A 23766-nucleotide genomic window follows, 5' to 3' on the forward strand; every position below is an offset into this window, starting at 1 on the left:
TACTTGTCTATATAGTCAAGTAGCTTTTCCATTCCGTCAAGTGCCAGAATGACCGACATGCCCGCTGCCGCCGACCTGCCCCTGTTCCTCCTGGCGGCCGCCGCCGAGGTGACCGACGCGGTGCAGGCGGGCGTCGCGGCGGCCGGATTCACCGACGTCCGACCGGCACACGGATTCGCCTTCGTGCGCCTGGCCCCCGAGGGCGCCACCGTCGGCGAGATCGCCGAGCACCTCGGCGTCACCAAGCAGGCGGCAAGTCAACTGGTCGACGAGCTGGTCACCAAGGGCTACGTCGAACGCAACCCGCACCCCCGCGACGCCCGCGCCCGGCTCGTCACGCTCACCGAGCGCGGCTGGGCGTGCACGCGGGCCGCCGACGCGGCATTGGGCGAACTCACCAGAAGATGGTCCGAAACTCTTGGCGCGACCGACCTCACCCAGGTCAGAGACGCATTGGCGCGCGTGGTCACGCCCGGTCGGGTCCGCCCGAGTTGGTGAGGTCGTAACCATTCACCTCGGTGCGACGATCTTGTTGTCGGTATCCGTTGATCCGAACAACAGGATTTTCGAAACCTGCGCGCACCATCGCGACGAGCGGCATACTCGGCTCGAGCGGTGACGCGCCACCGCAGCACCCCGGGCCACCGGTCCGGGCCTCGCCTCGTCACGCACCGTTCCCGCTATCCCGGAGTTCGCATGTCTGCCCTAGCCACCGTCACCACGGTCGACACCGTCACCCGCCACAAGTACGAGCGGCTGCAATACACCGGTTCCGCCGGTGTCGTCGCGTCCCTCGAAGACCCGCGGCTGGTCGACCGCTGGCGCACCGAGCACCCCACCTGGCGCGGCGAGCACTGGGCGTTCGAGGCCGGGACCACCGGCAGCCTCCGCCCGATCAATGTGGCGACCCGCCACAACTGATCCGCTCAGGCGGCGCCCGCGTCGGCCGAACGGTCGGTGATCCGGGGGAACGGGCTGGCCGCTTCCAGCTGGTAGGCCAGGTCGAGCAGCGTTCGCTCCCCGCCACGCGGGGCGGCCAACTGCACCGAGCCGGGCAGACCGGTCGGCAGCAGCCCGTGCGGCAACGAGATGCCCGGTCCCCCACCGACATTGTTGAGCGGCGTGAAACCCACGTAATCGACGAGTTTCGCGAACAGTTCATCGAACGGCTGACCCGGCGCCAACTCACCGATCCGCGGCGCCGGGTGTGACAGCACCGGAGTGAGCAGCACGTCGACCTCGGCGAAGTGCCGGTCGTAGGCGGCGGTTCCGGCCCGTAGACGCCACGCGGCGGCCACCGAGCCGAGCGGATTGCGCTTGGCAAGCCCGATCAGGCCGGTGGTGAACGGGTCGAGCTTGCCTGCGTCGAACCGGCCACGGTGACCGAGCCGGAACGACAGCGTCATCGCGGCGGCCATCACCGCCCAGTACTGCTTGAAGTCGTCGACGAAACGCGGGTCGACCGCCAACCGGGTCTCGACGATCTCGTGCCCGAGCCCGGCGAAAACGCGGACGGCCGAATCGAGGATCACCCGGTTGTCGGGATGCACGGGTCGGCCGAGCACGTCGGCGGTGATCACGCCGATGCGCAGCCGCCGTGCGCTCGGCCCTTCCACCAGTCCCACCGGCGCCAGTTTCGGGTGCGCGCCGAAACTCTCGACCGCGGCCAGGTAGTGCGCCGTATCACGGACCGACCGGGTGAGCACTCCCTCGGCCACCAGATGCACCGGCAGTTTGCGCGCGCCCGGCTGGTCGAGCAGCCGATAACGGGTGGGCTTCAGGCCGACCAGACCCGTCGCGGCAGCGGGAATGCGGATCGAACCGCCGCCGTCGTTGGCGTGGGCGATCGGCACCACCCCGGCGGCGACCAGCGCCGCCGACCCGCCCGAGGACGCGCCCGTCGAGAACTCCGGATTCCACGGGTTGCGCGTGGGTGGGCGATGGACGAATTCGGTGCTCGCGGTGAGCCCGAACTCCGGCAACGTCGACTTGCCGAGGACAACCACCCCCGAGTGCAGGAACTGCGCGGCGGGCCCGCTGGTCGCGATCACCGGGTGCGGCGTGAACGCCGCCGACCCGTGACAACTCGGCAGCCCGGCGACGTCGGTGTTGTCCTTGACGAAGGCGGGCACCCCGGCGAACACCCCGGCCGTTTCCGGCGCCGCGGCCGCCCGCTCGAAACTGCGCACCTGCACCGCGTCGAGGCGGGGGTCGACAGCCTGCGTCCGGGCGACGGCGGCCTCGATCACCTCGGCACGGCTCACCCGACCGGCGCGCAGTGCGGCGGCAAGGCCGACAGCGTCGTGGTCGCCGAGGGCGTCGTCGGTGTAGGCGTGCACGGCAGAGCTCATGGCCGCAGCCTAATCGCGACCGTACGCGCGAGTAAGGAACTTCGGCCAGACAATGCGGCCCGCCCGGCGAGGAGCGGGCCGCAGTGAGGTCCCTACTTGGCAGGAGCCGTGAAGGGCTGGTTGATCGTGGTGACGTACTGGATCACCGCGCCGATGGCGACGGGGCCGTGACGAAGATCTGCCCCGCGAGCACACCGAGGAAGCCGACGGCGGCCGCGCCCGCGACGCAACCGGCCAGCGGTCCCGCACCGAACAGGGTGAGCAGAGCCCCGGTGAGCGCGACGCCCGCGGCGGCACCCGCGAGGCATCCGAGTGCCGCGCCGCCGATGCCACCGACGAGGGTGCCGATGGTGGCACCCATGGAGATGGTGCTCGTCATCCGCGACCAGGCGGCCTGTTCCCGGTCGTATTCGGACTTCCAAGGCGCCTTGTCCTCGAACGGCAGCGCGACCGGCCGGTAGACGGCCTTGTCCATGCTCAGCGCCGGGGTGAGCGTCGCCGTGCGACCGTCGATCCGGGCTTCGATGGGGAACTGGAAGTCGTCGATGGCGAAGGTCAACGGCGTCGCGCCGACGACAGTGCCCGCGCTGTCACGCACCTGCAGGGTGCCGTTGTCGACGACCAGCGAACCGTGCTCGATCTCGATGACCGAGGTGGCGCCGTCGGTGTGCGCGGTGTATCCCACCGGCTTCGGTGCCGCCGGTTCCGCGTGCGCCCCGGCCGCCGTCACCGCCAGCGCGGACAGCGACAACGCCACGGGCACAACGATTTTCTTCAAGAACATGGGTGATTCCTCATCGATTCTCAGCCGATCGCGGTGACCGGCGCTGGCAATCGTAGCGATAATGGTTATCATTATCACCTCGATGAGGCTGGGAGGTCGTAGTGGGACATCTGCTGATGGTGGAGAGCTGGGTCGGCTCGATGAGCACCCTGTTGCCGCAGGGAATCAAGGACGGCGGGCACCGATTCAGCTTCCTGACAAGGAACCTCGGGCACTATCTGCGCCCCGGCGCACCGTCACCACACCCACTGCTCACCGCTGACAACGTGTTCACCGCCGAGACCAACGACGAGGCGACACTTCTGCCGTACGCGCGAAAGTTGCACGAGCTCTTCGGTTTCGACGGCGTCCTCACCTCGTGCGACTACTACCTCCCGACCGTGGCCGCCATCGCCACCGATCTCGGCCTGCCCGGCCCCGGCCGCGAGGCGGTGGTCGCCGCCTGCGACAAGCACCGGACCCGGGAGATCTGTCGCGCTGCCGGGGTACCCGGCCCCGAATTCGCGGTCGCCCAGACGCCGGACGAGATCTCCGCCGCAGCAGCACGATTGGGCTATCCGCTGGTGGTGAAGCCGATCGATCTGTGCGGCGGGATGTTCGTGTGCCGCGTCGAGGACGACACCGAGCTGCGCGTCGCCGTCGACCGCATCGCAGGGTTCCCGGTGAACGCGCGCGGACAGCGCAGATCACCCCAGATCCTGCTCGAAACGTGCGTGCGGGGACCCGAATTCAGCGTGGAGACGGTGACCGTCGCCGGGCAGACCACCGTCGTCGGGGTCACCGACAAACAACTCACCGGCGCACCTGCCTTCATCGAGTCGAGTCACATGTTCCCCGCCGACCTGTCGGACACCGACCGAACCGCCGTCGCCGAGACCGCCGTGGCGGCGATCACGGCACTCGGGCTCGACGCGACCGTCGCCCATACCGAGGTGAAGCTGACACCAGACGGACCGTGCCTGATCGAGGTGAACCCACGGCCCGCGGGCAACCGGATCACCGAACTGGTTCGCCGGGTCACCGGCATCGACCTCACCAGAGCCCATCTCGAGGCCGTGCTGGGCGCGGTGCCCGAGCTGACCCCGCGACAGACCGAGGTGGGGAGCGCGGCCGTCGCCTTCGCCGTCCCCGACCGGGCGGGCGTGGTGGCCCGGGTCGCCGGTGCGACCGGGTGGGCCGACGATCCGCGCATCGTGGAACACAAACTCCCCCAGCCCGGCACCGAGGTCCGGCCCGCCACCGACAACAACACCTACCTCGGGCACGTCCTCGTCACCGCCGAGAAGCCGGGCGCGGCAGGGGAACTGGCCGATTCGCTGATCGCCGACCTGCGCGTCGAACTCGACGGCGGTGCCGCGTGATCCGCACACACCCCGACTCGGTGGCCGAACTCACCCGGTGGGCACGGACCGGACGGCTCGGCCCCGATCCCGACACCCTGACGACCTCGACCGCCTTTCGCACGACCTACGGCACCAGGCACGCCGGACGCACCCGGGCCTACCGCAACGAGGTGCTCAGCATCCGGGTCGGCGCGGCGGTCGGCTCGTGCGGCCTCGAACCCGGGACTGCCGCCGACGATCTGATCGACGATTGCGTCGCCGCGACCGTCGGCGACCTGCTCGAACACCGGGTGACCTCGGTGCGTATCGCGGCGCTCGACGCCTATCTGATGCACGGGCACCCACATCCGAACGCGGCGGACCTTCCCGGTGAACCCGTGGTCGTCGCGGGGCCGACCTCGCTGGCGAAATCGCGGCGACGCGCGCACACCGTCATCGACCTGCTGCCCGCCGGGGTCACCAAGGTGCTGGTCGTCGGCGTCGTCGGATCGCTGCTGGCCGAGTTGCGCGACCGATCCATCGCGTATGTGCCCTGTGACCTCGCGGGCGGGGCCACCGAGTGGGGTGAACCGATCTTCGAGTCGGTGTCGGCGGCTCCGTCGGACTACGACGCACTGCTGGTCACCGGAATGACATTGGGCAACGGCACCTTCGACGAATTCCGTGCCATCGCACGCGAGCGCGCACTACCACTGGTCTTGTTCGCCCAGACGGGTAGTGCGGTGCTCCCCTGGTTCCTCGGCGCCGGAGTGCACGCGGTCTCGGCCGAGCCCTACCCGTTCTTCTCCCTCGACGGTGCCGCGAGCACCCTGGTCACCTACCGGGAGCTCGCATGACGGCACCGCAGCCCGGCCTGCTGCACCTGGTCGGCGGCACCCCGGTCGTCCAGGTACCCGCCGGAAACAGCTGGTACACAGCCAAACTCGAATCGGCGAGCATCGCCGGAATGAAGGCACGTGCCGCCGTCTCGATGATGCGGGCGGCGGCCGCGCGAGGCGACCTCGCGCCGGGCGCGACGATCATCGAATCCACCAGCGGCACACTCGGACTCGGCCTCGCCTTGGCGGGCAAGGCACTCGGGCACCCGATCGTGCTCGTGGTCGACGACGAGCTGGAACCCGATCTGCGCGCCCTGTTCTCGGCCTTCGGCATCACCCTCGAGGTCGTCACCAGCCCGCACCCGACCGGCGGCTGGCAACAGGCCAGGCTCGACCGGCTGGCCGAACTGCTGGCCGCCACACCGGGCGCGTACTGGCCCGACCAGTACGACAACCCCGACAACGCGGGCGGCTATCAGGCCATGGGCGCGGAGATCCTCGCCCAGGTCGACGACGTGGACGTGCTCGTCGCCTCGATCGGTTCCGGCGGTCACTGCGCGGGACTCACCCGGGTCTTGCGTACCCGCTGGCCCGCGCTGCGCGTGATCGGTGTCGACGCCGTTGGCTCGCGCATCTTCGGTCAGCCGGACCGGCGCAGGCTCATGCGCGGCCTCGGCAGCAGCATCCTGCCCCGCAACGTGGCCTACGCCGATTTCGACGAGGTGCACTGGGTGGGTGCGGCCGAGGCGGTCGCGTCCTGCCGCGCGCTGGCGGCACGCACCGGCATCGCGGGCGGCTGGAGCACCGGCGCCGCCGCCCTGGTCGCGGGCTGGGTCGCCGAGCGCGAACCGGATTCCCGGGTACTCACCGTCTTCCCCGACGGTCCACACCGCTACCTGCGCACCATCTACGACGACACCTGGTGTCGCACGAACGACCTGTTCACCACTCCCGCGACAGAACCCAGGACCATCCCGACTCCCGACAGCACCGAGGTCAGCGGCTGGGGCCGCTGCACCATGGTGCGCGACCCCGCAACCGATGGCCGCGAATCCGACACCGAGGTGGTCCGTATGCTCGCCGACACGGTGGGCGATGCCGCTGCGAAGGCTCAGGCCACCGAAATGGGTGATCCGTCCGGCCGAGCGCAGGATTGCGCCGACCGAGTGCGCGACCACGCCGAACCGCTGCGTAAACCCGCCACCGAAGTCCACGACGATGCCGAGGTGCTCGGGTGAGGGCGACGTTTCTCGTGCTGCCCAAGGGCGTGCGGTTGCTGCTGGTCAATCATCTCGTCGGGCATATCGGGTTCTATCTGCTCATCCCCTTTCTCGCCGACTACCTGCTCGAAGACCTCGCGCTGTCGGCAGCCGTGGTGGGTGTGGTGCTCGGGGTGCGCAACCTGAGCCAGCAGGGCCTGTTCCTCGTGGGTGGTTCGGCCGCGGACCGGCTCGGGGCGCGGGGGGTGATCATGGTGGGGCTGGCCGTGCGCGCGCTCGGGTTCGCGTTGTTCGCGCTCGGGGGTTCGCTGCCGGTGGTGCTCGCGGCGGCGATCCTCACCGGATTTGCGGGCGCGCTGTTCAATCCGGCGGTGCGCGCCTACATCGCCACCGACAGCGGTGCGCGGTCGGCGGAGGCGTTCGCGCTGTTCAATGTGTTCGGCAACGCCGGATCGGCGATCGGGCCGGTACTGGGGACCGTGCTGATGGCGGCGGGCTTCCGCGTCTCCGCGGTGGTCGCGGCCGCGATCTTCGCGGTGCTCGCGGTGATCCAATGGGTGCTGTTGCCCGCGCGGCCGGTGCCAGCGCACGACGACGGAGTCCGGGCCGACTTCGCGACCGTGTTCACCGATCGCCGGTTCTGGGCGTTCACCCTGGCCCTGATGCCGATGTTCGCGTTGCAGAGCCAGATCTATTTCCTGTTCACGTTGCAGGCGCAGGACAGCGCCGAGCCACGGCACCGGGCCGGGGCGGTGGCCGCGCTGTTCGTGGTGGAGACCATTGCCGTGGTGGCGTTGCAGGTCCGGGTCACCACGGTGTTGATCCGGCGACCCCAGCGCGGGCCAGCGATGGCGGCGGGGATGGCGATCATGGGCGCGTCGTTCCTGATTCCCCCGGCTGCGGCCGGTTTCGTAACGGGCCTCGGCAGCGGCATCGCGGGGACGGCGCTGCGGGTGGCGCCCGTGGTCGCGGGCGCGGTCGTGCTCGCTGTCGGGGTGACGGCGGTGCAACCGTTCGTGAACGAGGCGATCGGCCGCTTCGCCGGAAACCGGCTCACCGGAACCTATTTCGGGGCGTTCTACCTGGCCTCTGGGCTCTTCACCGTGGTCGCGACCTCGATCAGCGGCGCGGTGCTCGATCGGGCGGGCGGGTCGCTCACCTGGCCGCCCGCCCTGCTGTGCGCCGGGACGGCCGCGCTGTCCTCGATCGCGATCCTCGGCCTGCACCGACGCTCGGTGCTACCCGGCGCCCCCGAGACCACGCCGACCACCGACGCGGGAGTCCGCGGATGACGAATCCTCGGCGCCCGCTCGGCGAGCACGCCCGGCGCACCCATCTCGTCGAACACCTGCCCACCACCGACATACCCGGTATCGGCGTCGGCCGGGCCAACGGCAGCTGCGGTGAGTTGCTCCAGGGTGTCCTGGAACAGGACCGGCACTTCCTGGTCACGCTGCCCATCCAGTGCGGGTCGGTCGCCGTGTTCGAGCCCGGCGGTGACGACATCACGGTCGTTCCCCCGCACAAGTCGAAGGCGCGGCGCCTGGCGGCCGCGATGGTCGCCCGGTCACGGGTGCTGCGCGGCGGACGGCTCACCGTGCGCAGCGACCTGCCCGAGGGCAAGGGGTTGGCAAGTTCCACCGCCGACCTGGTGGCGACGGCCCGCGCGGTCGCCGACGCCGAGGGTCGCACGGTCGGACTCGAGGAACTCGAAGCCGACCTGCGCGCCATCGAACCCTCCGACGGGATCATGTATCCGGGCACGGTCGCCTACTTCCATCGGGAGGTGCGCCTGCACGCCCGGCTCGGTGTCCTGCCACCGCTGACGATCGTCACCGGCGACGAGGGCGGCACGGTCGACACCGTCGAATTCAACCGCGTAGAACCGGCTTTCACGCCCGACCAGCACCGCGAATACGGCCGGTTGCTCGACGAACTCGGTGTCGCGATCGTGCGCGGTGACGTGGCGGGCATCGGCGCGGTGGCCACCCGCAGTGCGGTACTGAGCACCGCGTTCCGCGAACGCCCGCACCTCGAGAACACCATCCGGCAGGCGCGGGCGTTGGGCGCTGTGGGCGTCGTCGTCGCCCACAGCGGCACGACAACGGCAATCCTGCTCAGCGAGAACGACCACTCCTACCGCGCCGAACTCACTGCCGCCCAGCAGTTGTGCGCGACCTTCGCCCGCACGGTCGACGTGCACCACACGCGCCGACCCGCTCCGGGGCATCGGCTCCCTCCCGAGCGCCTACTCAGCAGAGAGCTACCCGCATGATCACCATCGAACAGATCCGCTTCGGTTACGGCGGACGAATCACCCTGGACGACATCAGCTTCCGAGCCGAACCGGGCAGCACGGTCGGGCTGATCGGTCCGAACGGTTCGGGCAAGTCGACCCTGCTGCGGCTGCTCTACCGCGCCCTGCGTCCGGCCGGTGGGTCCATCGCGATCGACGACTCCCCGGTCGACGCGCTGCGCGGCCGCGCGCTCGCCGCCCGCCTGGCCGTCGTCGCGCAGGAATCCCCGCCCGACACCCCGATCACCGTGGCCGAGACGGTGCTGCTCGGGCGCGCACCGTGGGTCGGTGCGTTCCAGGGGTATTCGCGCGACGACCGCATCGCCGCCGCCTCGGCACTGGCCCGCGTCGGCGCACGGAACCTGGCCGAACGACCCTTCGCGACCCTGTCCGGGGGTGAGCGTCAGCGCGTCCTCATCGCCCGCGCGCTGGCCCAGCAGGCCGACCATCTCCTCCTCGACGAACCGACCAACCACCTCGACATCCGCTACCAGCACGAACTGCTGAACCTGGTCCGCGGCCTCGACACCACCACGACCATCGTCGTGCTCCACGACCTGAACCTGGCCGCCCGCTACTGCGATCACCTGGTTCTGCTCGACAACGGCCGCGTCGCCGCCGCGGGCACCGTCGAGGCGGTCCTCACCCCGGAGATCCTCGAACCCGTGTACCGCATCCCGGTCCGCCGCACCACCGCCTTCGGCGCCGTCCAACTCCTCTTCGGGCCCTCCGCCGACACCCAGCAGCAGCCACCATCACCTTCGGGCCAAGGCTCGACGACCTCGCACGACGCCGAAGTCGACCTGACAACCGCACCGGAACCCGACCCGCGCTCGGCACCGTCCGCTACCAGAGAGGCGGCCACCCGATGACCGCGACATCGCAGGTCGAGACCGTAGTCGACGATCTCGACCACGCCCGACACCGTGGCCGCACCCTGCTGCTGGGGGGCGGACTGCTGCTCGCCCTGGTCTGCACCCTGCTGGTCGCGGCGGGTCTCGGCCCGGTATCCGTGCCGCCGGGCACGGTGGCGCGCATCATCGGCCACCACACCGTCGGTCGGCCGGTGACCCCGGATTGGACCACGGCGCAGGACTCCATCGTCTGGCTCGTGCGGGTACCGCGCGTGCTGCTCGGTGCGCTGGTCGGTGCCGCGCTGGCCGTCACCGGTGCCGTCCTGCAGACCATCGTGCGCAATGTGCTCGCCGACCCACACATCCTCGGTGTCACCTCGGGCGCCTCGACCGGTGCCGCCGTGTACCTGCTGTTCGGCGTGAGCGCGGCGGCCACCTCGGCCGCGTTGGCGGCGAGCGCGTTCCTCGGCGCGCTGGTCGCCACGGTGCTGCTGTTCGCGATCTCCCGGATCAACGGCCAACTCACCTCGCTGCGACTGTTGCTCGGTGGGGTGACCATCGGCTACATCTTCTCGGCCGCCACCAGCTTCCTGATCTTCGCCTCGGACCGCCCCGAGGGCGCGCGGACCGTGCTGTTCTGGCTGCTCGGCTCGCTCGCCCCGGCCGCCTGGTCCTCGGTGGCGACCACCGTCGCCGTCGCCGCCTGCGCCCTGCTCGCGGTGCTGCTGATGGCACCGCGCCTGGATGCGCTGGCCGCGGGTGACGACACCGCGCGCACGCTCGGCTTCGCCCCGAACCGCGTCCGGCTGGTGGCCCTGCTGGTCGTCGCGCTCGCCGTCGGCGCGGTGGTGGCCGTGGCGGGGGCGATCGGCTTCGTCGGCCTCATCGTTCCGCATGTCGCGCGACTGTGTGTCGGCGGAACGCACCGGCACCTGCTGCTGGTGAGCGCCCTGCTCGGCGCACTGTTCCTGGTACTCGCCGATGTGGGCGCCCGCACGGTCTTCGCGCCGCGCGAACTGCCCATCGGCATCGTCACCGCCGCCGTGGGCGCGCCCCTGCTCCTGCTGCTGATCCGCCGCTCGCGGGCCTCCTGATTTTCTGCTCCATCGAAAGGAATACCGATCACCGTGTTCACAGGTGTCACCTCCGCACGCCACCGTGCGATACCCGCGCTGGCGTTGCTCACCGCCGTCGTCACCGGTTGCGGCGCACCCGCACCGGCCACCAGCACCGCGCGGGACGGCTTCCCCCTGACTGTGTCGAGTTGCGGACGCGATGTCACGTTCACCGCCCCACCGCAGCGCGTGGTCACGGTCGGCTCGATCGCCGCGCCGACCATCGCCGCCGCGGGTGCCGCCGACCGGATCGTCACCCGCACCTTCGAAGCCGCCGCCTTCCCCGGCGAATACGGCGACGACCTGAAGGGCATCGAAATCACCGCCCCGACAGCCGAACTCGCACGCGAGGAGATCATCGCCCGCTCCCCCGACCTGGTGGTGAGCGTCGAGGGACTGTCGGTGACCCCCGACGACCTGGCCCAGGTGAACATCCCGCTGATCGTCACCCGCGGCTACTGCCGCGACGCGGCGGGCACCTTCGAGGACGTCTTCGCCGACATCACGCTCTACGGCAAGCTCTTCGGCACCGCGAGCGCCGCCGACGCCGAAGTGGCCGCGCTGCGTCAGCGCGTGCGAGCGGTCACCGACAAGCACAGCGGCACAAGCGCTCCGCGCCGCGCCGCGGCCCTGATCCTGTCGCGCGACGGTGCCCAGCTCAAGGCCTACGGCTCGCAGAGCACCGTGCACGAGCAGATGCGGATCCTCGGCCTGTCCAACATCTACGGCGACATCGCCAAACGCAATTTCGAAGCCAACACCGAAACCCTCATCGCCCAGGATCCCGAGGTCGTCATCCTGCTCACCCAGGGCGACCAGACCCCCGAATCGGTGCGAACCACGCTGCGCCAGCGCCCCGAACTGGCGGGCTTGCGCGCCATCCGCGACGACCGGATCATCGTCGCGCCCTTCGGCTACACCGGGCCGGGTCCGGTGGCCGTCGAGGGGTTGGAAGTGCTCGACCGGGAACTGGCGGCCAACCGATGACCGCGACCACCACCGACTATGTCGTCCGCCCGGCCGCTCCCGCCGACCTGCCCGGTGCGCGCAGCGTCATGCTCGACACCTTCTACGAGGTGTTCGGCATCGGCTACCTGCCCGAACACCACCACGACGTGATCGACCTCGACGCGACCTACCTGCGTCACCCGCGCAACCGCTTGTGGGTGGCCGAGCACGAGGGAGTCGTGGTCGGCACCACGGCGATCCGCGCGAAGGGGCCCGCGCACCCACCACATCCGGCCGAGCTGGCGCGGCGCTATCCGGACGACACCACCGCCCAACTGTTCCGGGTGTATGTCCGCCCGGAACACCACCGGCGCGGGCTGGCGACCGGGCTCGTCGCGGCCGCCGTCGAAACCGTGCAGGCCACACCGGAATTCGACCGCCTGTACCTGCACACCGACGCGCGGACACCGGGCGCTCTCGAGTTCTGGCTCACCTTCGGCCACATCGTGCACGACGCGCGCGGTCCGCACGACGGATTCCAGACCGTGCACCTCGAGATCCCCCTCGACCGTCCGGATCGAGCACTGGCGCGGTGAGGACTCACACGGCACTATCGAACTCGTGGAACAGCAGCGAACCCGCCCACGTTCGGGTGCCGTGTCGTGACCGTGCTCGCACCGGGAGAGAACCGGCCCGCGCCGGGCGATGAGCTGACCGTCACCGTGGCCTGTTCGGCCCCGGTCGACGTGTCGGCCCTGTTGCTCGGCGCCTCGGGCACGGTGCGCTCCGACGCCGACTTCGTCTTCTTCAACCAGCCGACCGGCCCGGGTGTGGTGTACCGGCACGGCAACGGTGGACCCGACATCGTGCAGGTCGCGACGTCCGCGCTGCCCGCCGACGTGGACAAGGTGGTGGTGACCGCCAGCCTCGACGGACGCGGGCCCGCCACCTTCGCCGCCGTCGGCGATCTCACCGCGACCATCGGGTCCGGGCCGACCGCCCTGACCTTCCCCGTCTCCGGGCTCACCACCGAGAGCGGCGTGGTGTGTGTGGAGATCTACCGGCGCGGTGGCGCGTGGAAGGTGCGCGCGATCGGCCAGGGATACGACGACGGCCTCGCGGGTATCGCGTCGGCCTACGGCGTGAATCTCGACGACGAACCGGAACCGGCCGCACCAGATCCCGCGATGTCGCCGGTGCACCCGCCGCACGGTGCACCGCATCCCGCGGGCGCCCCGCTGCCGCCCGGGCAATTCCCGCCCGCCGGTCAGCCGGGCGGCTACCCGCCACCTTCCGGACCCGCCCCGACCCCCGGACAAGGCGGCTACCCGCCTCCCGGGCAGTTCCCACCCGGGCAGCCGGGTGGGCCTTCGTACGCCTCTCAGCAAGGAGTCCCGCCCGTGCACAGCGACCTGTTCGATCCCTCCCATGCCGAGGTCACCGGCCTCGGCATCCAGAAGCAGGGCGGCAAGATGGTCAAGGTCGGGTTGAACGGGGAGGTGATGGCGCGGGCCGGGTCGATGGTCGCCTACCAGGGCGACCTACAGTTCCAGGCACTCGGCTCCGGCGGCATCGGCCGCGCGATCCGCCAGCATCTCACCGGCGAGGGCGTGCCGTTGATGAAGGTGAGCGGGCGCGGCGACCTTTTCCTCGCCAACAGCGCCGCCGACGTGCACATCATCGACCTCGACGGCTCCGACGGGCTCACCATCAACGGTGCCAACGTCCTCGCCTTCGACTCCACCTTGCGCTACGACATCGGGCGGGTGCAGGGCGCGGCCGGGTTCGCCTCGAACGCGGGTCTTTTCAACTGTGTCTTCACCGGTCGCGGTCGCATCGCCATCACCACCCACGGCACCCCCGTGGTCCTCACCGTCGACCAGGCCACCTACGCCGACCCGAACGCGGCCGTCGCCTGGTCCTCGAGCCTGCAGACCGGCATCAAGCGCAACGACTCCTTCGGTCTCGGCCGTCTCATCGGCCGCAGCACCGGCGAAGCGAGCACCCTGTCGTTCTCCGGTCGCGGCTTCGTCATCGTCCAGCCCTCCGAGCTTCCCCCGGGTGGGTTGATCGGCGGCACCGGCGGCGGCCAGCAGGCGGGCACCGGCGGCAGCCTGTTCGGCTGACACACACGAAAACCGCCCTGGTTCCGAGCGAACCAGGGCGGTTTCGTCTGTAGCGGGAGTCCTCAGGACCCGGCGCGCTCCTTGCGGGCCTGCCGACGGGCCTCACGCATCTCGTTGAGCTCCTGTTCGAGGCTCTCGGCGATGCGGAACTGGCCGGTGTCGTAGATGCTGGTCGGCTCGATGGCCTCGTAGCCGAAGTTGGCTTCGGCGAAGGCCTTCTCGACGCGGGCCTCGATGTCGGAGATGGTGCTCTTGCGTGCGGCGGGGACCGAGTCGGCGGTCTTCACCTGCTCGGCAGGCTTCGGCGCTTCCTTCACCGGCTCGGCGGCGGGGGCGACCACGGTCTTCTTGGCCGTGGCCTTGTCGCCCGAGGACGGCTTGCCGATGCCGAACCGCTTGCGCTTCTCGGTCGGCCTGCCGCTCGGCACCGGCTCGGACGGGGTCCAGGCGGGTTCACGGGTCACCGGGGTGCTCGTCGACGGCACGGGCGGCGCCGACTCGATACGGGTGCTCCCGGTCATCGGCGGGGTGTAGGTGAGACGCACGCCGTCGACGGCCTGGCGGTTCAGGATGCCCTCGGCCGGGTCGGGCAGGTCCCTGACCTGGCTGGTAGCCCGGGTGATCGCCAGCCCGTATCTGGCGCTCACCGCGTCGTGGATGAGCAGCGCGACACCGATCATCACTGGGGCGACGGCGTGCACGGCGGCGTCGTACCAACGGCCGTCGCGCACATAGGGATAGGTGTTGAGCGTGACGGTGAGCGAGAGCAGGGCCATCTCGGCCAGCGCCACCTGGCGCCGGTTGTCGATGACGCCCCACTCGGCGACCTTGTTGGTACCGACCATGATGATGATCAGACACACGCTGATCATGGCCTCGAGCAGGTAGCTGAACCAGAACAGCGGGTCGGTCGGCCCGCCGGGCGCGATGTTCTGCTGCACGTTCACCGCCGACCAGAGCATGCCCGCGGCGACCACCCCGGCCAGCGCCTTCAGCGACCAGGACCGGTGCCGGTACAGCGAGGCGAGCTTGGCGTGCGGGCTCGATTCGCGCCGCTGGGCGGCCATCGCCTTCCTGGCGAGCAGCAGATCTCGCATGTCGGCCTTCTCGATAGCTTCGGTGGTCTGCCTTGCGCGGTCCGAGGCCTGCGCCATCGCCTGGGTGTGTTTCCAGCGCTGTTCGCGATCCTGTTCACGGATGCGTTCGGCGAGTTCACGTTCGGCGCGCAGTTCGTCCTCGGACAGCGCGTCGGTGAGCGCTGGGTCGAACTGGTAGGCGAGGCGTCCGCGCGCCCGTTCGACGCGCTGGGCGAGCTGGCTGACGTCGTCCTCGAGGGGCGATTCGCTGGTCATGCCAGACCACCGCCCCGGGATCGCGATGGCAGACAGGTGAGCACACGTGTGAACGGCACACGCCATTCTTAGTGCATTCACCCTCCGGCGCGAAACCGATGCTCCCACACCACTGCCCAAACGCGGCGCGCCGCGAGCGACACGCGCATTGCACACCGAGGGCCGAAACAGCCCACTTTTCACTTCACTGCCGCCCAAATGTTGCCGAACATCGTTCGCCACCCCAGGCGAAGCCACTATTGTCACTCCGCCAATATTCGTACACACTGTATCCGTAACCACCGGTCACGCCTGCGGCCGGTGCTGTACCGAGCCGTAATAAGGAGACTCGATGGCCGCCAATCGGTCCAGCTGGATGAACGACGATCTGGACGCCCTGCGCGACCTCGCCCGCGCCTTCATGGCCAAGGAACTCGTCCCCAACATCGACAAGTACCGCGAACAGCACCATGTGGATCGCGACCTGTGGAACAAGGCGGGCGAAGTGGGTCTGCTGTGTCTGTCGATCCCCGAGGAGTACGGCGGCGGTGGCGGCACCTTCGCCCACGAGGCGGTGCTGATGGAGGAGCAGGCGCGCGCCGTCGACACCTCGTGGGGCGTGAGCCTGCACAACGGCATCGTCGCCCACTACCTGCTCGCCTACGGCACCGAGGAGCAGAAGAAGCAGTGGCTGCCCAAGATGGCCTCCGGTGAGGTCGTCGGCGCTATCGCGATGACCGAGCCCGGCACCGGCTCCGACCTGCAGGCCGTGAAGGCCAAGGCGATCCGCGACGGCGACGAGTACGTCATCAACGGCTCCAAGACCTTCATCACCAACGGCGCCCAGGCCGACCTCATCATCCTGGTCGCCAAGACCGACCCCACCCAGGGCGCCTCGGGGGTCTCGCTCGTCCTCGTCGAGGCCGACCGGCCCGGTTTCCGCCGAGGTCGCGTCCTCGACAAGATCGGTCAGAAGGGCCAGGACACCTCGGAGCTGTTCTTCGAGGACGTGCGCGTGCCGGTGAGCAACCTGCTGGGCACCCAGGAGGGCCAGGGCTTCGTCCAGCTGATGCAGCAGCTGCCCCAGGAACGGCTCATCGTCTCCATGGGCGCCGTCGCGGGCATGGAGGTGGCCCTCGACCACACCCTGCGCTACACCAAGGAGCGCGAGGCCTTCGGCCGCCCGGTGTTCGGTTTCCAGAACACCAAGTTCAAGCTCGCCGAGGTCGCCACCGAGGCCCGCATCGCCCGCGTGTTCATCGACGACTGCGTCGAGAAGCACATCCGGGGTGAACTCGACATCCCCACCGTCGCCATGGCCAAGTGGTGGACCACCGAGCGCGCGATGCACATCGCCGACACCTGCCTGCAGTTGTTCGGTGGCTACGGCTACATGAACGAGTACCCGATCGCGCGCATGTGGGTGGACAACCGCGTGCAGCTGATCTACGCGGGCACCAACGAGATCATGAAGGAGATCATCGCGCGCACCCTGTAGGACCGCGCGCGAGCGTCCGACCTATCCGTATCCGCGACCGGGACGAATGTTCTTCGGAAAGTGGTACGAACAGGACAGGACGGTGCGGCCAGACGTGGACAGGGAACCAGGACTGCCCGCCCGGACCGCCATGATGCGGGCCGTGTGTGGGGTCGCCGGGTCCGCCGACCCCGTGCTCGCGGCCGCGCACGAGCTGGCCACCCTGCACGAACGCCGGGAACAGCTGGTGCCGGGCGACACCAGCGAGATCGATTGGGAGCGCGCCCGGTTGGTCTGTGAGATCGACCGCTGGGTGCTGCTCCGCTCGCCGAAGCCACCCACGACGGCGCCGATGCACACCGAGAGCATCGGCGCCGTCGTCGATCGCATGGCCCATTTCGCCGCGCTCACCTACCGGGCGTTGGCCTGCGGCGCCGATGCCGAGTTGCGTGCGGCCCAGCAGCGGCTGCGCGAATTGGCCTGCGGCTACGACGATCTCGCGGCCGAGGTCGCCAACGGCACCCGCCGACTGCCCGACGGTCCAGACGACGCCCCCGGCAACGGCCGCGAACAGGCCGAACGACACCGGCCGGGCTCCGAATAGCCCTGCCCTTCAATACATTCGCAGCGCGACCAACCGCCAGGTGTCCTTACCCGCTTCGATCCGACCGGCGATGGCGAGGGTGCGATCGCCGCGCTGATACAGCGCGAACACCTCGGCGGCTCCAGGCTCGGCCGAGGTCTGCCGCACCCGCGTGAGACCAGCGGGGCCCAATCCCCTTCCGGGAACCAGATCCTGGGCGAGCATGGTCGCGATCGCCGACACCACCAGCGGATCGGCGAAGGCCCGCAGATGCGACACCGACCGGCGCCGGTCGAGGACCTCGAGCACCCCCCGCAGCACCTGCTCGGCGAATCGCATTGCCTCCGTTGGCGCTTCGACGACCGGAGGTTTCACGACACACGCACCGCGCACCGCCCGCCTGATCCCCGCTGGTGTCCCGTGTCCGGATCGCCGGGTACGCGCCCGGATGACCCGATGCGGCACAGCCTCTTCCGAGCTCACCCCGTGTTCCAGGCGTGGCTCACAGTGCGGCGCGGGCAACAACGACGTTCCATCGATCGACCCCGACATGGGCTGTCCCCTCTGGTCCCGCCCACACACTCCCCAGTGCTGGCGCACAGCATGCCACGACCCTCCGACAAGTGTGCGCGGAATCGATGCGGACAGCCTGGTCAGAACAGTGTCATCGGTTCCTCGGCGCCGCCCGCCGGTTGCGGCGGCAGCCCGGGTACGACGGCCGCGACCTCGTCGTGGAACCGGCGGGCCAGGTCGCGCGCGGCCGCGTTGTCGGGGGTGTGCACGAAAACCGTCGGCGACCGGCCTTCGCGCAACCATCGCGCCACCGTCTCGACCCAGGGTTCCCAACCGGCCACGGTGCGCGCAGTGTCGGAACGGCCGTGATAGCGCACGATCGGGTACTCGGTGAGCGCACGGGTGCGCCGGGGCACCCGAGGTTTCTTCGCCCGCGCTTCCACCTCCGCCGGGTCGGCCGACGGCCCGTCGAACAGCACCGTCGTATCGAAGGGAACCCACTCGGCCCCGATCCGTCCGAGCACGCGTTCCAGCTGCACGGCGGCGCGGTCGTCGGTGAAGAACGCCGGGTGCCGCACTTCGACCGCGCACCGCAGACCCGAGGGCAGTTCACGCTGGAACCGGGCGAGCGCGCCGAGATCGCCCGGCCCGAACGAGGCGGGCAACTGCAACCACAGCGCGTGCACCCGCGAGCCGAGTGGCGCCATCACCGCGAGGAAGGCGGCGAGGTCGGCGCGGGCGTCGACGAGCCGTCGCTCGTGGGTGATCGCTCGCGGCGGCTTGAGGACGAACCGGAAGTCGGGCGCGGTCTGGCGCACCCAGGACTGCACAGTCGAGGCCGAGGGAGTCGCGTAGAACGTCGTATTGCCCTCGACCGCGCCGCAGTGGGCGGCGTAGGAGCGCAGCTTCTCGGCCGACGCGGGCCACTGCGGATGCGTCCACATCGCACATCCCACCCGCAGCTCACGCACCACCCGACGGTATTACAGCGAGCCCTCATCCCTAAAATGAGACCGGTTGCCACCATGTCGCCCGTGTGCGTTCCCCCGGTGCGCGCACGACGGAAAGGGCCTGTGATGGCGATTCTCACCATCGAGCGGCCCCGTGCTGTCCCGTCCACCCGCGCCTGGCAGGCGGTCTCGGCCGCGGTCGTGGCCATCGCCTGGGGCGGCAACGAGTTCACCCCGTTGCTGGTGATGTACAAGGGGCACGGGCTGGCCGCGACGGCGGTCGATCTGCTGCTGTTCTACTACGTGCTCGGGATCGTGCCCGCGCTGCTCGTCGGCGGCCCGCTCTCGGATCGGTTCGGCAGGCGCCCGCTCATGCTGCCCGCTCCACTCGTCGCCGCGGCCGGTTCGCTGTTGCTGGCGGCGGGAGCCTCGTCGGTGCCGATGCTGGCGGCCGGGCGGATGCTGTGCGGCGTCGCGCTCGGACTGGCGATGGCCGTCGGCGGCAGCTGGCTCAAGGAACTGTCCGGTCCCGGTGTCGGCGCCCGCCGCTCGGCGATGAGCCTGACCGCCGGTTTCGCCCTCGGCGCAGGCGTGGCCGGAGTGCTCGCGCAATGGGGTCCGCTGCCCGATTCCACCGCGTACCTGGTCAATGTGGCGCTGTGCGTGCTGGCGACGGCCTGGTTGGTGAAGGCCCCGGAAACCGTGCGCCGACCGACACGACCGGCCCGGCTGCTCGACGATCTGAAGATCCCCGCCGCCGGTCACCGCCGTTTCCTCCGGGTGGCGGTGCCCGTCGCCCTGTGGCTGTTCACGGCCAACGCCACCGCCTACGCCGTGCTCCCCACCCTCATGCTCGGGCAGGTCGGCGAGGCGCCGATCGCGTTCTCCGCGCTGGTCACCATGGTGACGCTCGGCTGTGGATTCACCATCCAATCGGCCGCGCGCCGCATCGACCGGCCCGGCACCGCCCGCGCCGCGGTCCTCGCGCTCGTGCTCCTCACGGCGGGCATGGTGCTCGCGGCGTGGACCGCGTCGACCCTCACCATCGGCGCCACGCTGCTCACCGCCGTCGTGCTCGGCAGCGGTTACGGCATCGGCCTGGTGGCCGGGCTGCAGCAGATCGAGCGGATCGCGGGTCCCGGCGACCTGGCCGGGCTGAACGCGGTGTTCTACTCGGTGAGCTACCTCGGTTTCGGTGTGCCCGCCATCCTGTCGGCCCTGCACGGGCATTTCGGATTCGGTTATCCCGCCATGTATCTGGTCACCGCCGTGATCGCCGCGGCCTGCCTGGCACTGGTCGCCGCCAACTATCGTGAACGGGTATGAGCACCGACCCGGTCGAAACCCTGCGCCGCTGGGCGGATTCGGGCGCGATCTGGCGCGTGCTCGCCCGCCGCGCCGACAGCGTCACCGTCGGCCTGTTCGAATGCACCGGCGGCCAGGAGGTCGACCGATTCACCTCCACCGATCCCGCGCTGCTGCGGTTCCTCGGCGACCGTACGAGCAGCGATAGCTGACCGACACCGCCCGCCCCGCTAGGCTGGGCTCGTTATCGCTTCACACCCCGTCGGCCGTCCACGGCCGGATCGTCAAGTGAGGAGAGATCATGTCGGCACCTGCCAAGGGCCTGGCCGCGGGAACCTGGGTCATCGACCCGGCCCACTCCAGCCTCGAATTCTCGGTTCGTCACCTCATGGTGAGCAAAGTGCGCGGCCGGTTCACCGACTTCTCCGGCACTCTCGTCGTCCACGAGGACGGCACCGCCGATGCCGAAGCCGAGATCCAGGTCGCCTCGCTCACCACCGACAATCCCCAGCGCGACGCCCACCTGGCCACCGCCGACTTCTTCGACGCGGCCAACCACCCGACCGCCACCTTCAAGGCCACCGGATTCAAGGCGCTGAGCAACGAATTCAGTGTCACCGGCGACTTCACCGTCCGTGGCAACACCAAGCCGGTCACCCTCGCCGTGGAATTCCTCGGCACCGGCCCAGGCATGGCCGACGCACCGGTGGCCGGTTTCACCGCCACCGCGACGGTGAACCGCCGCGACTTCGGCCTCACCATCGACATGCCGATGGCCGACGGCGGCGCGGTGATCGGCGACAAGATCAACCTGTCCCTCGACATCGAGGTCGGTCTGCAGAGCTGAGCGCGACCGCACCGAGGGAAGGTCCGATGATACGACGACAGTGTTCGGCCGCGCTGGCCGTGGTGCTCGTGCTGCTGCTCGTCGCGGCGTGCGGCGGCTCGACCACCGACACCGGGTCGTCGACCGAGGCCCCACCCGAGGCCGTCGTCTCGGTGACGCCCGACCCGGGCGCCACCGAGATCGACCCACTCGCCCCCGTGCGAGTCGCCACCAGCGAAGGCACGCTCACCTCGGTGACGATGACCAATGAGCAGGGCAACGACGTCGACGGCGTCTTCACCCCCGACCGCACCGCCTGGAAACCCACCGAACCGCTCGGCTACGGCCGTACGTACACGATCACCGCCGCGACCGATCGCAACGCCGAGCCGACCACCTCGACATTCACCACCCTCGCCCCCAACAACCAGACCAAGGTGTACTTCCACACCACGGGCGGCACAGCCCTGTCACCACAGGGGACCTTCGGCGTCGGCACGGTGGTCGTCGCCCATTTCGACGAGAACGTACCGGACCGCGCCACCGCCGAACGGCACCTGTCGGTCACCACCGACCCGCCCGTCACCGGCTCCTGGTACTGGCTCGACGACCGCAACGCCCACTGGCGCCCGCAGAACTACTACGAACCGGGCACCCGCGTGACGCTCGCCGCCGACATCTACGGCAAAGACCTCGGCGGCGGCCTCTACGGCCAGGAGGACACGAAGACCAGCTTCACCATCGGCCCCTCCCACGTCTCGATCGTCGACGACACGACCAAACAGGTGCAGGTCTACGAGAACGGCACGCTCGTGCGCACCATGCCGACCTCGATGGGTCGCGGCGGCAGCGAGGAGGTCGCGGGCAAGACCATCTCCTTCTGGACCCAACCCGGCGTCTACACCGTGATGGACAAGGCCAACCCGGTCGTCATGGACTCCTCCACCTACGGTCTGCCCGTGAACTCGCGCCTCGGCTACAAGGAAACCATCGGCTGGGCGACCAGGATCAGTACCGACGGCATCTACCTGCACCAACTCGACGACACCATCTGGGCGCAGGGAAACACCAACGTCTCGCACGGCTGTCTCAACCTCAGCGGGGAGAACGCGCGATGGTTCTACGAGTTCTCCCAGCCCGGTGATGTGGTGGAGATCCGCAACACCGGCGGCGCACCGCTCGAAGTGTGGCAGAACGGTGACTGGAGCGTGCCCTGGGACCAGTGGCTGGCGGGTAGTGCCCTGAGGTGAACCGGATCGATGAACCACCGGCGCCCTGGCCGCGTCGGCAGCCACCCAGGCGTATCGGCGCCCCACCCGCGCCGCGGCCGACCGGGCACCCCCGGTTGCGCCGGATCGGGCTGATCGTCACGAGGATGTTCGTCGCCGCCGTCGCGCTCGCGGTGCTGGCGGGTACCGGCCTCGCCTGGTCGGCGAAGAACGGTTTCGACGGCGGTTTCCTCCATTCCAACGCGCTCGGTGACGACGCGCCCCGCTCGCTCGACGGCGCCGTCAACATCCTGCTGATCGGCCTCGACACCCGTAAGGACCTCGACGGCAAGGACCTGCCGAAGGCGATCCTCGACCAGTTGCACGCGGGCGACGGCAGCGAAGGCGGCTACAACGCCAATTCCCTGATCCTGCTGCACATTCCGGCCGACTTGAGCAAGATCGTCGCCTTCTCGATCCCCCGCGACAACTACGTGGCGGTCACCGGTATCCCCGGTTACTCGCGCATCAAGATCAAAGAGGCCTACGGCCTGAAAAAGGCCGCCGTGCAGGCGAAGCTGATGGAACAGGGCGTCGACGACCAGGTGGAGCTCGAACGCCGCAGCCGGGAGGCGGGCCGCGAATCGATCGTCACCACGGTGCGCAACCTGGTCGGGGTGCCGATCGACCGGTTCGCCGAGATCTCGCTCGCCGGTTTCTACGACCTGGCCGACGCGGTGGGCGGCGTCGACGTGTGCCTGACCAACGCCGTCGACGACAGCGAGTTCTCCGGCGCGGTGTTCCCGGCGGGCCGTCAGCATCTGGATGCCGCCCAGGCCCTCGCGTTCGTGCGCCAACGGCACGGCCTGCCCAACGGCGACCTCGACCGGACCCACCGCCAGCAGGCCTTCCTCACCTCGGTTGCCAAGTCGCTCAAGGATTCCGGCACTCTCACCGATCTGCGCAAGCTGTCGGCCCTGATGGATGCCGCCCACCGCGATATCGTGCTGTCGCAGGGCTGGGATCTGCTGGCGTTCGTCCGCGATCTCGGTGCGGCGGGCAGTGTTCCGGTCGAATTCCGCACGCTGCCGGTGCTGCGTTACGACGTGATCGACGGGCAGGATGTGAATATCGTCGACCCCGCCGCCATCAAACGCGAGGTGCGCGCTGCCTTCGGCCAGCAGGCCCCGACCACCGCTGTGGCGGCACCGAATCCGGATGCGGTGGTCGACGTGCACAATGTCGGTTCCACGACGGGCCAGGCCGCCCAGGTGTCGAAAATGCTCACCGCGCGCGGCTACGGCAAGGGCGAGGTCGGCGGTGGTGACGGCAACGACGAGCCCTATTCGGCGGTCACCTACGGCCCCGGTGCCATCCACGACGCCCGCGCGGTCGCCGAAATCCTCGGTGGCCTACCGGTTTCCGCGTCGCCCTGGGTCGAGGACGGCCACGTGCGCGTGATTCTCGGCGCCGACTTCAGCCCCCCGGTCGAACTGAGCCCGACCACCACCCGCCCGACCACCACCACCACGAGCAACGCGTCCACCGTCCCCCTACCGGACGCCGGAAAGCCACTCACCACGAACATCGGCGACACCATCCCCTGCGTGAACTGAGCACGCCACTCCACGGCGGAAGTCCTTGTAGGCGAGCATGAATCGCCACGACCGCCGATCGCGCGTGAGACACACCCCTTGCTCGACGATGAACACGATCAG

General features: G+C 69.7%; 23 protein-coding genes and 1 pseudogene. 19 read left to right on the forward strand and 5 right to left on the reverse strand.

Annotated features, from left to right (window positions below; genetic code table 11):
• Nucleotides 1-48 precede the first annotated feature (48 nt).
• The gene (locus tag NC7_RS18085) at nt 49-498 is read left to right on the forward strand and encodes a MarR family winged helix-turn-helix transcriptional regulator (RefSeq protein ID WP_067984617.1); all 450 of its coding nucleotides are present in this window, start codon (nt 49-51) and stop codon (nt 496-498) included.
• A gap of 198 nt (nt 499-696) precedes the next feature.
• The gene (locus NC7_RS18090; protein WP_067984619.1) at nt 697-921 is read left to right on the forward strand and encodes a hypothetical protein; all 225 of its coding nucleotides are present in this window, start codon (nt 697-699) and stop codon (nt 919-921) included.
• 5 nt (nt 922-926) lie between these two features.
• Here NC7_RS18090 and NC7_RS18095 read toward each other — a convergent pair whose 3' ends face one another.
• Nucleotides 927-2351 carry an amidase gene (locus tag NC7_RS18095; RefSeq protein ID WP_067984624.1) on the reverse strand — a complete coding sequence of 475 codons (1425 nt, stop codon included), beginning with the start codon at nt 2349-2351 and terminating at the stop codon, nt 927-929.
• A gap of 142 nt (nt 2352-2493) precedes the next feature.
• On the reverse strand, nt 2494-3135 hold the full coding sequence (locus NC7_RS18100; protein ID WP_307613600.1) for a DUF8020 domain-containing protein: 642 nt from the start codon (nt 3133-3135) through the stop codon (nt 2494-2496).
• Nucleotides 3136-3236: 101 nt separating this feature from the next.
• On the opposite strand from NC7_RS18100, the gene NC7_RS18105 reads away from it, so the two are divergent.
• The 10 genes and pseudogenes from NC7_RS18105 (at nt 3237) to NC7_RS18150 (ending at nt 13855) form a co-directional block, all read left to right on the forward strand.
• Nucleotides 3237-4496, forward strand: a complete 1260-nt coding sequence (locus NC7_RS18105; protein WP_174550239.1) for an ATP-grasp domain-containing protein — start codon at nt 3237-3239, stop codon at nt 4494-4496.
• The gene (locus NC7_RS18110) at nt 4493-5314 is read left to right on the forward strand and encodes a hypothetical protein (protein ID WP_067984625.1); all 822 of its coding nucleotides are present in this window, start codon (nt 4493-4495) and stop codon (nt 5312-5314) included. Before NC7_RS18105 ends, NC7_RS18110 begins: the two co-directional genes overlap by 4 nt.
• Nucleotides 5311-6333, forward strand: a pseudogene (locus NC7_RS18115) (PLP-dependent cysteine synthase family protein); the annotation flags it as partial. The gene NC7_RS18110 and the pseudogene NC7_RS18115, both read left to right, overlap by 4 nt.
• Before the next feature lie 197 nt (nt 6334-6530).
• A complete protein-coding gene (locus NC7_RS18120) occupies nt 6531-7808 on the forward strand; it encodes an MFS transporter (protein ID WP_067984631.1) in 1278 nt (425 codons plus the stop codon).
• The gene (locus NC7_RS18125; protein WP_084458570.1) at nt 7805-8791 is read left to right on the forward strand and encodes a GHMP family kinase ATP-binding protein; all 987 of its coding nucleotides are present in this window, start codon (nt 7805-7807) and stop codon (nt 8789-8791) included. Before NC7_RS18120 ends, NC7_RS18125 begins: the two co-directional genes overlap by 4 nt.
• Nucleotides 8788-9684, forward strand: coding sequence for an ABC transporter ATP-binding protein (locus tag NC7_RS18130; protein WP_084458571.1), 897 nt, complete (start codon nt 8788-8790; stop codon nt 9682-9684). Before NC7_RS18125 ends, NC7_RS18130 begins: the two co-directional genes overlap by 4 nt.
• A complete protein-coding gene (locus NC7_RS18135; protein ID WP_067984633.1) occupies nt 9681-10760 on the forward strand; it encodes a FecCD family ABC transporter permease in 1080 nt (359 codons plus the stop codon). The genes NC7_RS18130 and NC7_RS18135 overlap by 4 nt, the downstream gene beginning before the upstream one ends.
• Before the next feature lie 33 nt (nt 10761-10793).
• Nucleotides 10794-11768, forward strand: coding sequence for an ABC transporter substrate-binding protein (locus NC7_RS18140; protein WP_067984636.1), 975 nt, complete (start codon nt 10794-10796; stop codon nt 11766-11768).
• On the forward strand, nt 11765-12325 hold the full coding sequence (locus NC7_RS18145; RefSeq protein ID WP_067984639.1) for a GNAT family N-acetyltransferase: 561 nt from the start codon (nt 11765-11767) through the stop codon (nt 12323-12325). The genes NC7_RS18140 and NC7_RS18145 overlap by 4 nt, the downstream gene beginning before the upstream one ends.
• A 66-nt stretch (nt 12326-12391) precedes the next feature.
• Entirely contained in the window at nt 12392-13855 is a 1464-nt protein-coding gene (locus NC7_RS18150; RefSeq protein WP_067984642.1) for an AIM24 family protein, read from the forward strand.
• Between the two features lie 62 nt (nt 13856-13917).
• Here NC7_RS18150 and NC7_RS18155 read toward each other — a convergent pair whose 3' ends face one another.
• Nucleotides 13918-15207: a hypothetical protein gene (locus tag NC7_RS18155; protein WP_067984644.1), complete on the reverse strand. Its 1290-nt coding sequence runs from the start codon at nt 15205-15207 to the stop codon at nt 13918-13920.
• A 331-nt stretch (nt 15208-15538) separates the two neighbouring features.
• Here NC7_RS18155 and NC7_RS18160 point away from each other — a divergent pair, with 331 nt between their 5' ends.
• Complete coding sequence (locus NC7_RS18160) at nt 15539-16684, forward strand: acyl-CoA dehydrogenase family protein (RefSeq protein WP_067984646.1); 1146 nt, start codon at nt 15539-15541, stop codon at nt 16682-16684.
• Nucleotides 16685-16778: 94 nt separating this feature from the next.
• Nucleotides 16779-17267, forward strand: coding sequence for a DUF4254 domain-containing protein (locus NC7_RS18165; protein WP_236573571.1), 489 nt, complete (start codon nt 16779-16781; stop codon nt 17265-17267).
• A gap of 9 nt (nt 17268-17276) precedes the next feature.
• Here NC7_RS18165 and NC7_RS18170 read toward each other — a convergent pair whose 3' ends face one another.
• Both NC7_RS18170 and NC7_RS18175 read right to left on the reverse strand, forming a co-directional pair.
• Nucleotides 17277-17585 (reverse strand): Rv3235 family protein, encoded by a 309-nt coding sequence (locus tag NC7_RS18170; protein WP_067984649.1) that lies wholly within the window; start codon nt 17583-17585, stop codon nt 17277-17279.
• A gap of 314 nt (nt 17586-17899) precedes the next feature.
• The gene (locus NC7_RS18175; protein ID WP_236573573.1) at nt 17900-18730 is read right to left on the reverse strand and encodes a DUF72 domain-containing protein; all 831 of its coding nucleotides are present in this window, start codon (nt 18728-18730) and stop codon (nt 17900-17902) included.
• A gap of 105 nt (nt 18731-18835) precedes the next feature.
• Here NC7_RS18175 and NC7_RS18180 point away from each other — a divergent pair, with 105 nt between their 5' ends.
• The 5 genes from NC7_RS18180 (at nt 18836) to NC7_RS18200 (ending at nt 23664) form a co-directional block, all read left to right on the forward strand.
• The gene (locus NC7_RS18180) at nt 18836-20035 is read left to right on the forward strand and encodes an MFS transporter (RefSeq protein WP_067984653.1); all 1200 of its coding nucleotides are present in this window, start codon (nt 18836-18838) and stop codon (nt 20033-20035) included.
• The gene (locus tag NC7_RS18185; protein WP_067984656.1) at nt 20032-20226 is read left to right on the forward strand and encodes a hypothetical protein; all 195 of its coding nucleotides are present in this window, start codon (nt 20032-20034) and stop codon (nt 20224-20226) included. The genes NC7_RS18180 and NC7_RS18185 overlap by 4 nt, the downstream gene beginning before the upstream one ends.
• Before the next feature lie 89 nt (nt 20227-20315).
• On the forward strand, nt 20316-20861 hold the full coding sequence (locus tag NC7_RS18190) for a YceI family protein (RefSeq protein WP_067984659.1): 546 nt from the start codon (nt 20316-20318) through the stop codon (nt 20859-20861).
• A 26-nt stretch (nt 20862-20887) separates the two neighbouring features.
• Nucleotides 20888-22090: a L,D-transpeptidase gene (locus NC7_RS18195; protein ID WP_067984661.1), complete on the forward strand. Its 1203-nt coding sequence runs from the start codon at nt 20888-20890 to the stop codon at nt 22088-22090.
• A 125-nt stretch (nt 22091-22215) separates the two neighbouring features.
• Complete coding sequence (locus NC7_RS18200) at nt 22216-23664, forward strand: LCP family protein (protein ID WP_084458584.1); 1449 nt, start codon at nt 22216-22218, stop codon at nt 23662-23664.
• Nucleotides 23665-23766: the final 102 nt, after the last annotated feature.

It is taken from the genome of Nocardia caishijiensis NBRC 108228, assembly GCF_001612825.1.
GTDB classification, from domain to species: Bacteria; Actinomycetota; Actinomycetes; order Mycobacteriales; family Mycobacteriaceae; genus Nocardia; species Nocardia caishijiensis.

Excerpts from the sequence above, each read along its gene's own strand:
- NC7_RS18130 (WP_084458571.1), top strand. The coding sequence starts at position 8,788 with ATGATCACCATCGAACAGATCCGCTTCGGTTACGGCGGACGAATCACC.
- NC7_RS18195 (WP_067984661.1), top strand. The coding sequence starts at position 20,888 with ATGATACGACGACAGTGTTCGGCCGCGCTGGCCGTGGTGCTCGTGCTG.
- NC7_RS18100 (WP_307613600.1), bottom strand. The coding sequence starts at position 3,135 with ATGTTCTTGAAGAAAATCGTTGTGCCCGTGGCGTTGTCGCTGTCCGCG.
- NC7_RS18200 (WP_084458584.1), top strand. The coding sequence starts at position 22,216 with ATGTTCGTCGCCGCCGTCGCGCTCGCGGTGCTGGCGGGTACCGGCCTC.
- NC7_RS18185 (WP_067984656.1), top strand. The coding sequence starts at position 20,032 with ATGAGCACCGACCCGGTCGAAACCCTGCGCCGCTGGGCGGATTCGGGC.
- NC7_RS18135 (WP_067984633.1), top strand. The coding sequence starts at position 9,681 with ATGACCGCGACATCGCAGGTCGAGACCGTAGTCGACGATCTCGACCAC.
- NC7_RS18090 (WP_067984619.1), top strand. The coding sequence starts at position 697 with ATGTCTGCCCTAGCCACCGTCACCACGGTCGACACCGTCACCCGCCAC.
- NC7_RS18085 (WP_067984617.1), top strand. The coding sequence starts at position 49 with ATGACCGACATGCCCGCTGCCGCCGACCTGCCCCTGTTCCTCCTGGCG.
- NC7_RS18180 (WP_067984653.1), top strand. The coding sequence starts at position 18,836 with ATGGCGATTCTCACCATCGAGCGGCCCCGTGCTGTCCCGTCCACCCGC.
- NC7_RS18145 (WP_067984639.1), top strand. The coding sequence starts at position 11,765 with ATGACCGCGACCACCACCGACTATGTCGTCCGCCCGGCCGCTCCCGCC.
- NC7_RS18155 (WP_067984644.1), bottom strand. The coding sequence starts at position 15,207 with ATGACCAGCGAATCGCCCCTCGAGGACGACGTCAGCCAGCTCGCCCAG.
- NC7_RS18170 (WP_067984649.1), bottom strand. The coding sequence starts at position 17,585 with ATGCGATTCGCCGAGCAGGTGCTGCGGGGGGTGCTCGAGGTCCTCGAC.
- NC7_RS18190 (WP_067984659.1), top strand. The coding sequence starts at position 20,316 with ATGTCGGCACCTGCCAAGGGCCTGGCCGCGGGAACCTGGGTCATCGAC.
- NC7_RS18095 (WP_067984624.1), bottom strand. The coding sequence starts at position 2,351 with ATGAGCTCTGCCGTGCACGCCTACACCGACGACGCCCTCGGCGACCAC.
- NC7_RS18160 (WP_067984646.1), top strand. The coding sequence starts at position 15,539 with ATGGCCGCCAATCGGTCCAGCTGGATGAACGACGATCTGGACGCCCTG.
- NC7_RS18125 (WP_084458570.1), top strand. The coding sequence starts at position 7,805 with ATGACGAATCCTCGGCGCCCGCTCGGCGAGCACGCCCGGCGCACCCAT.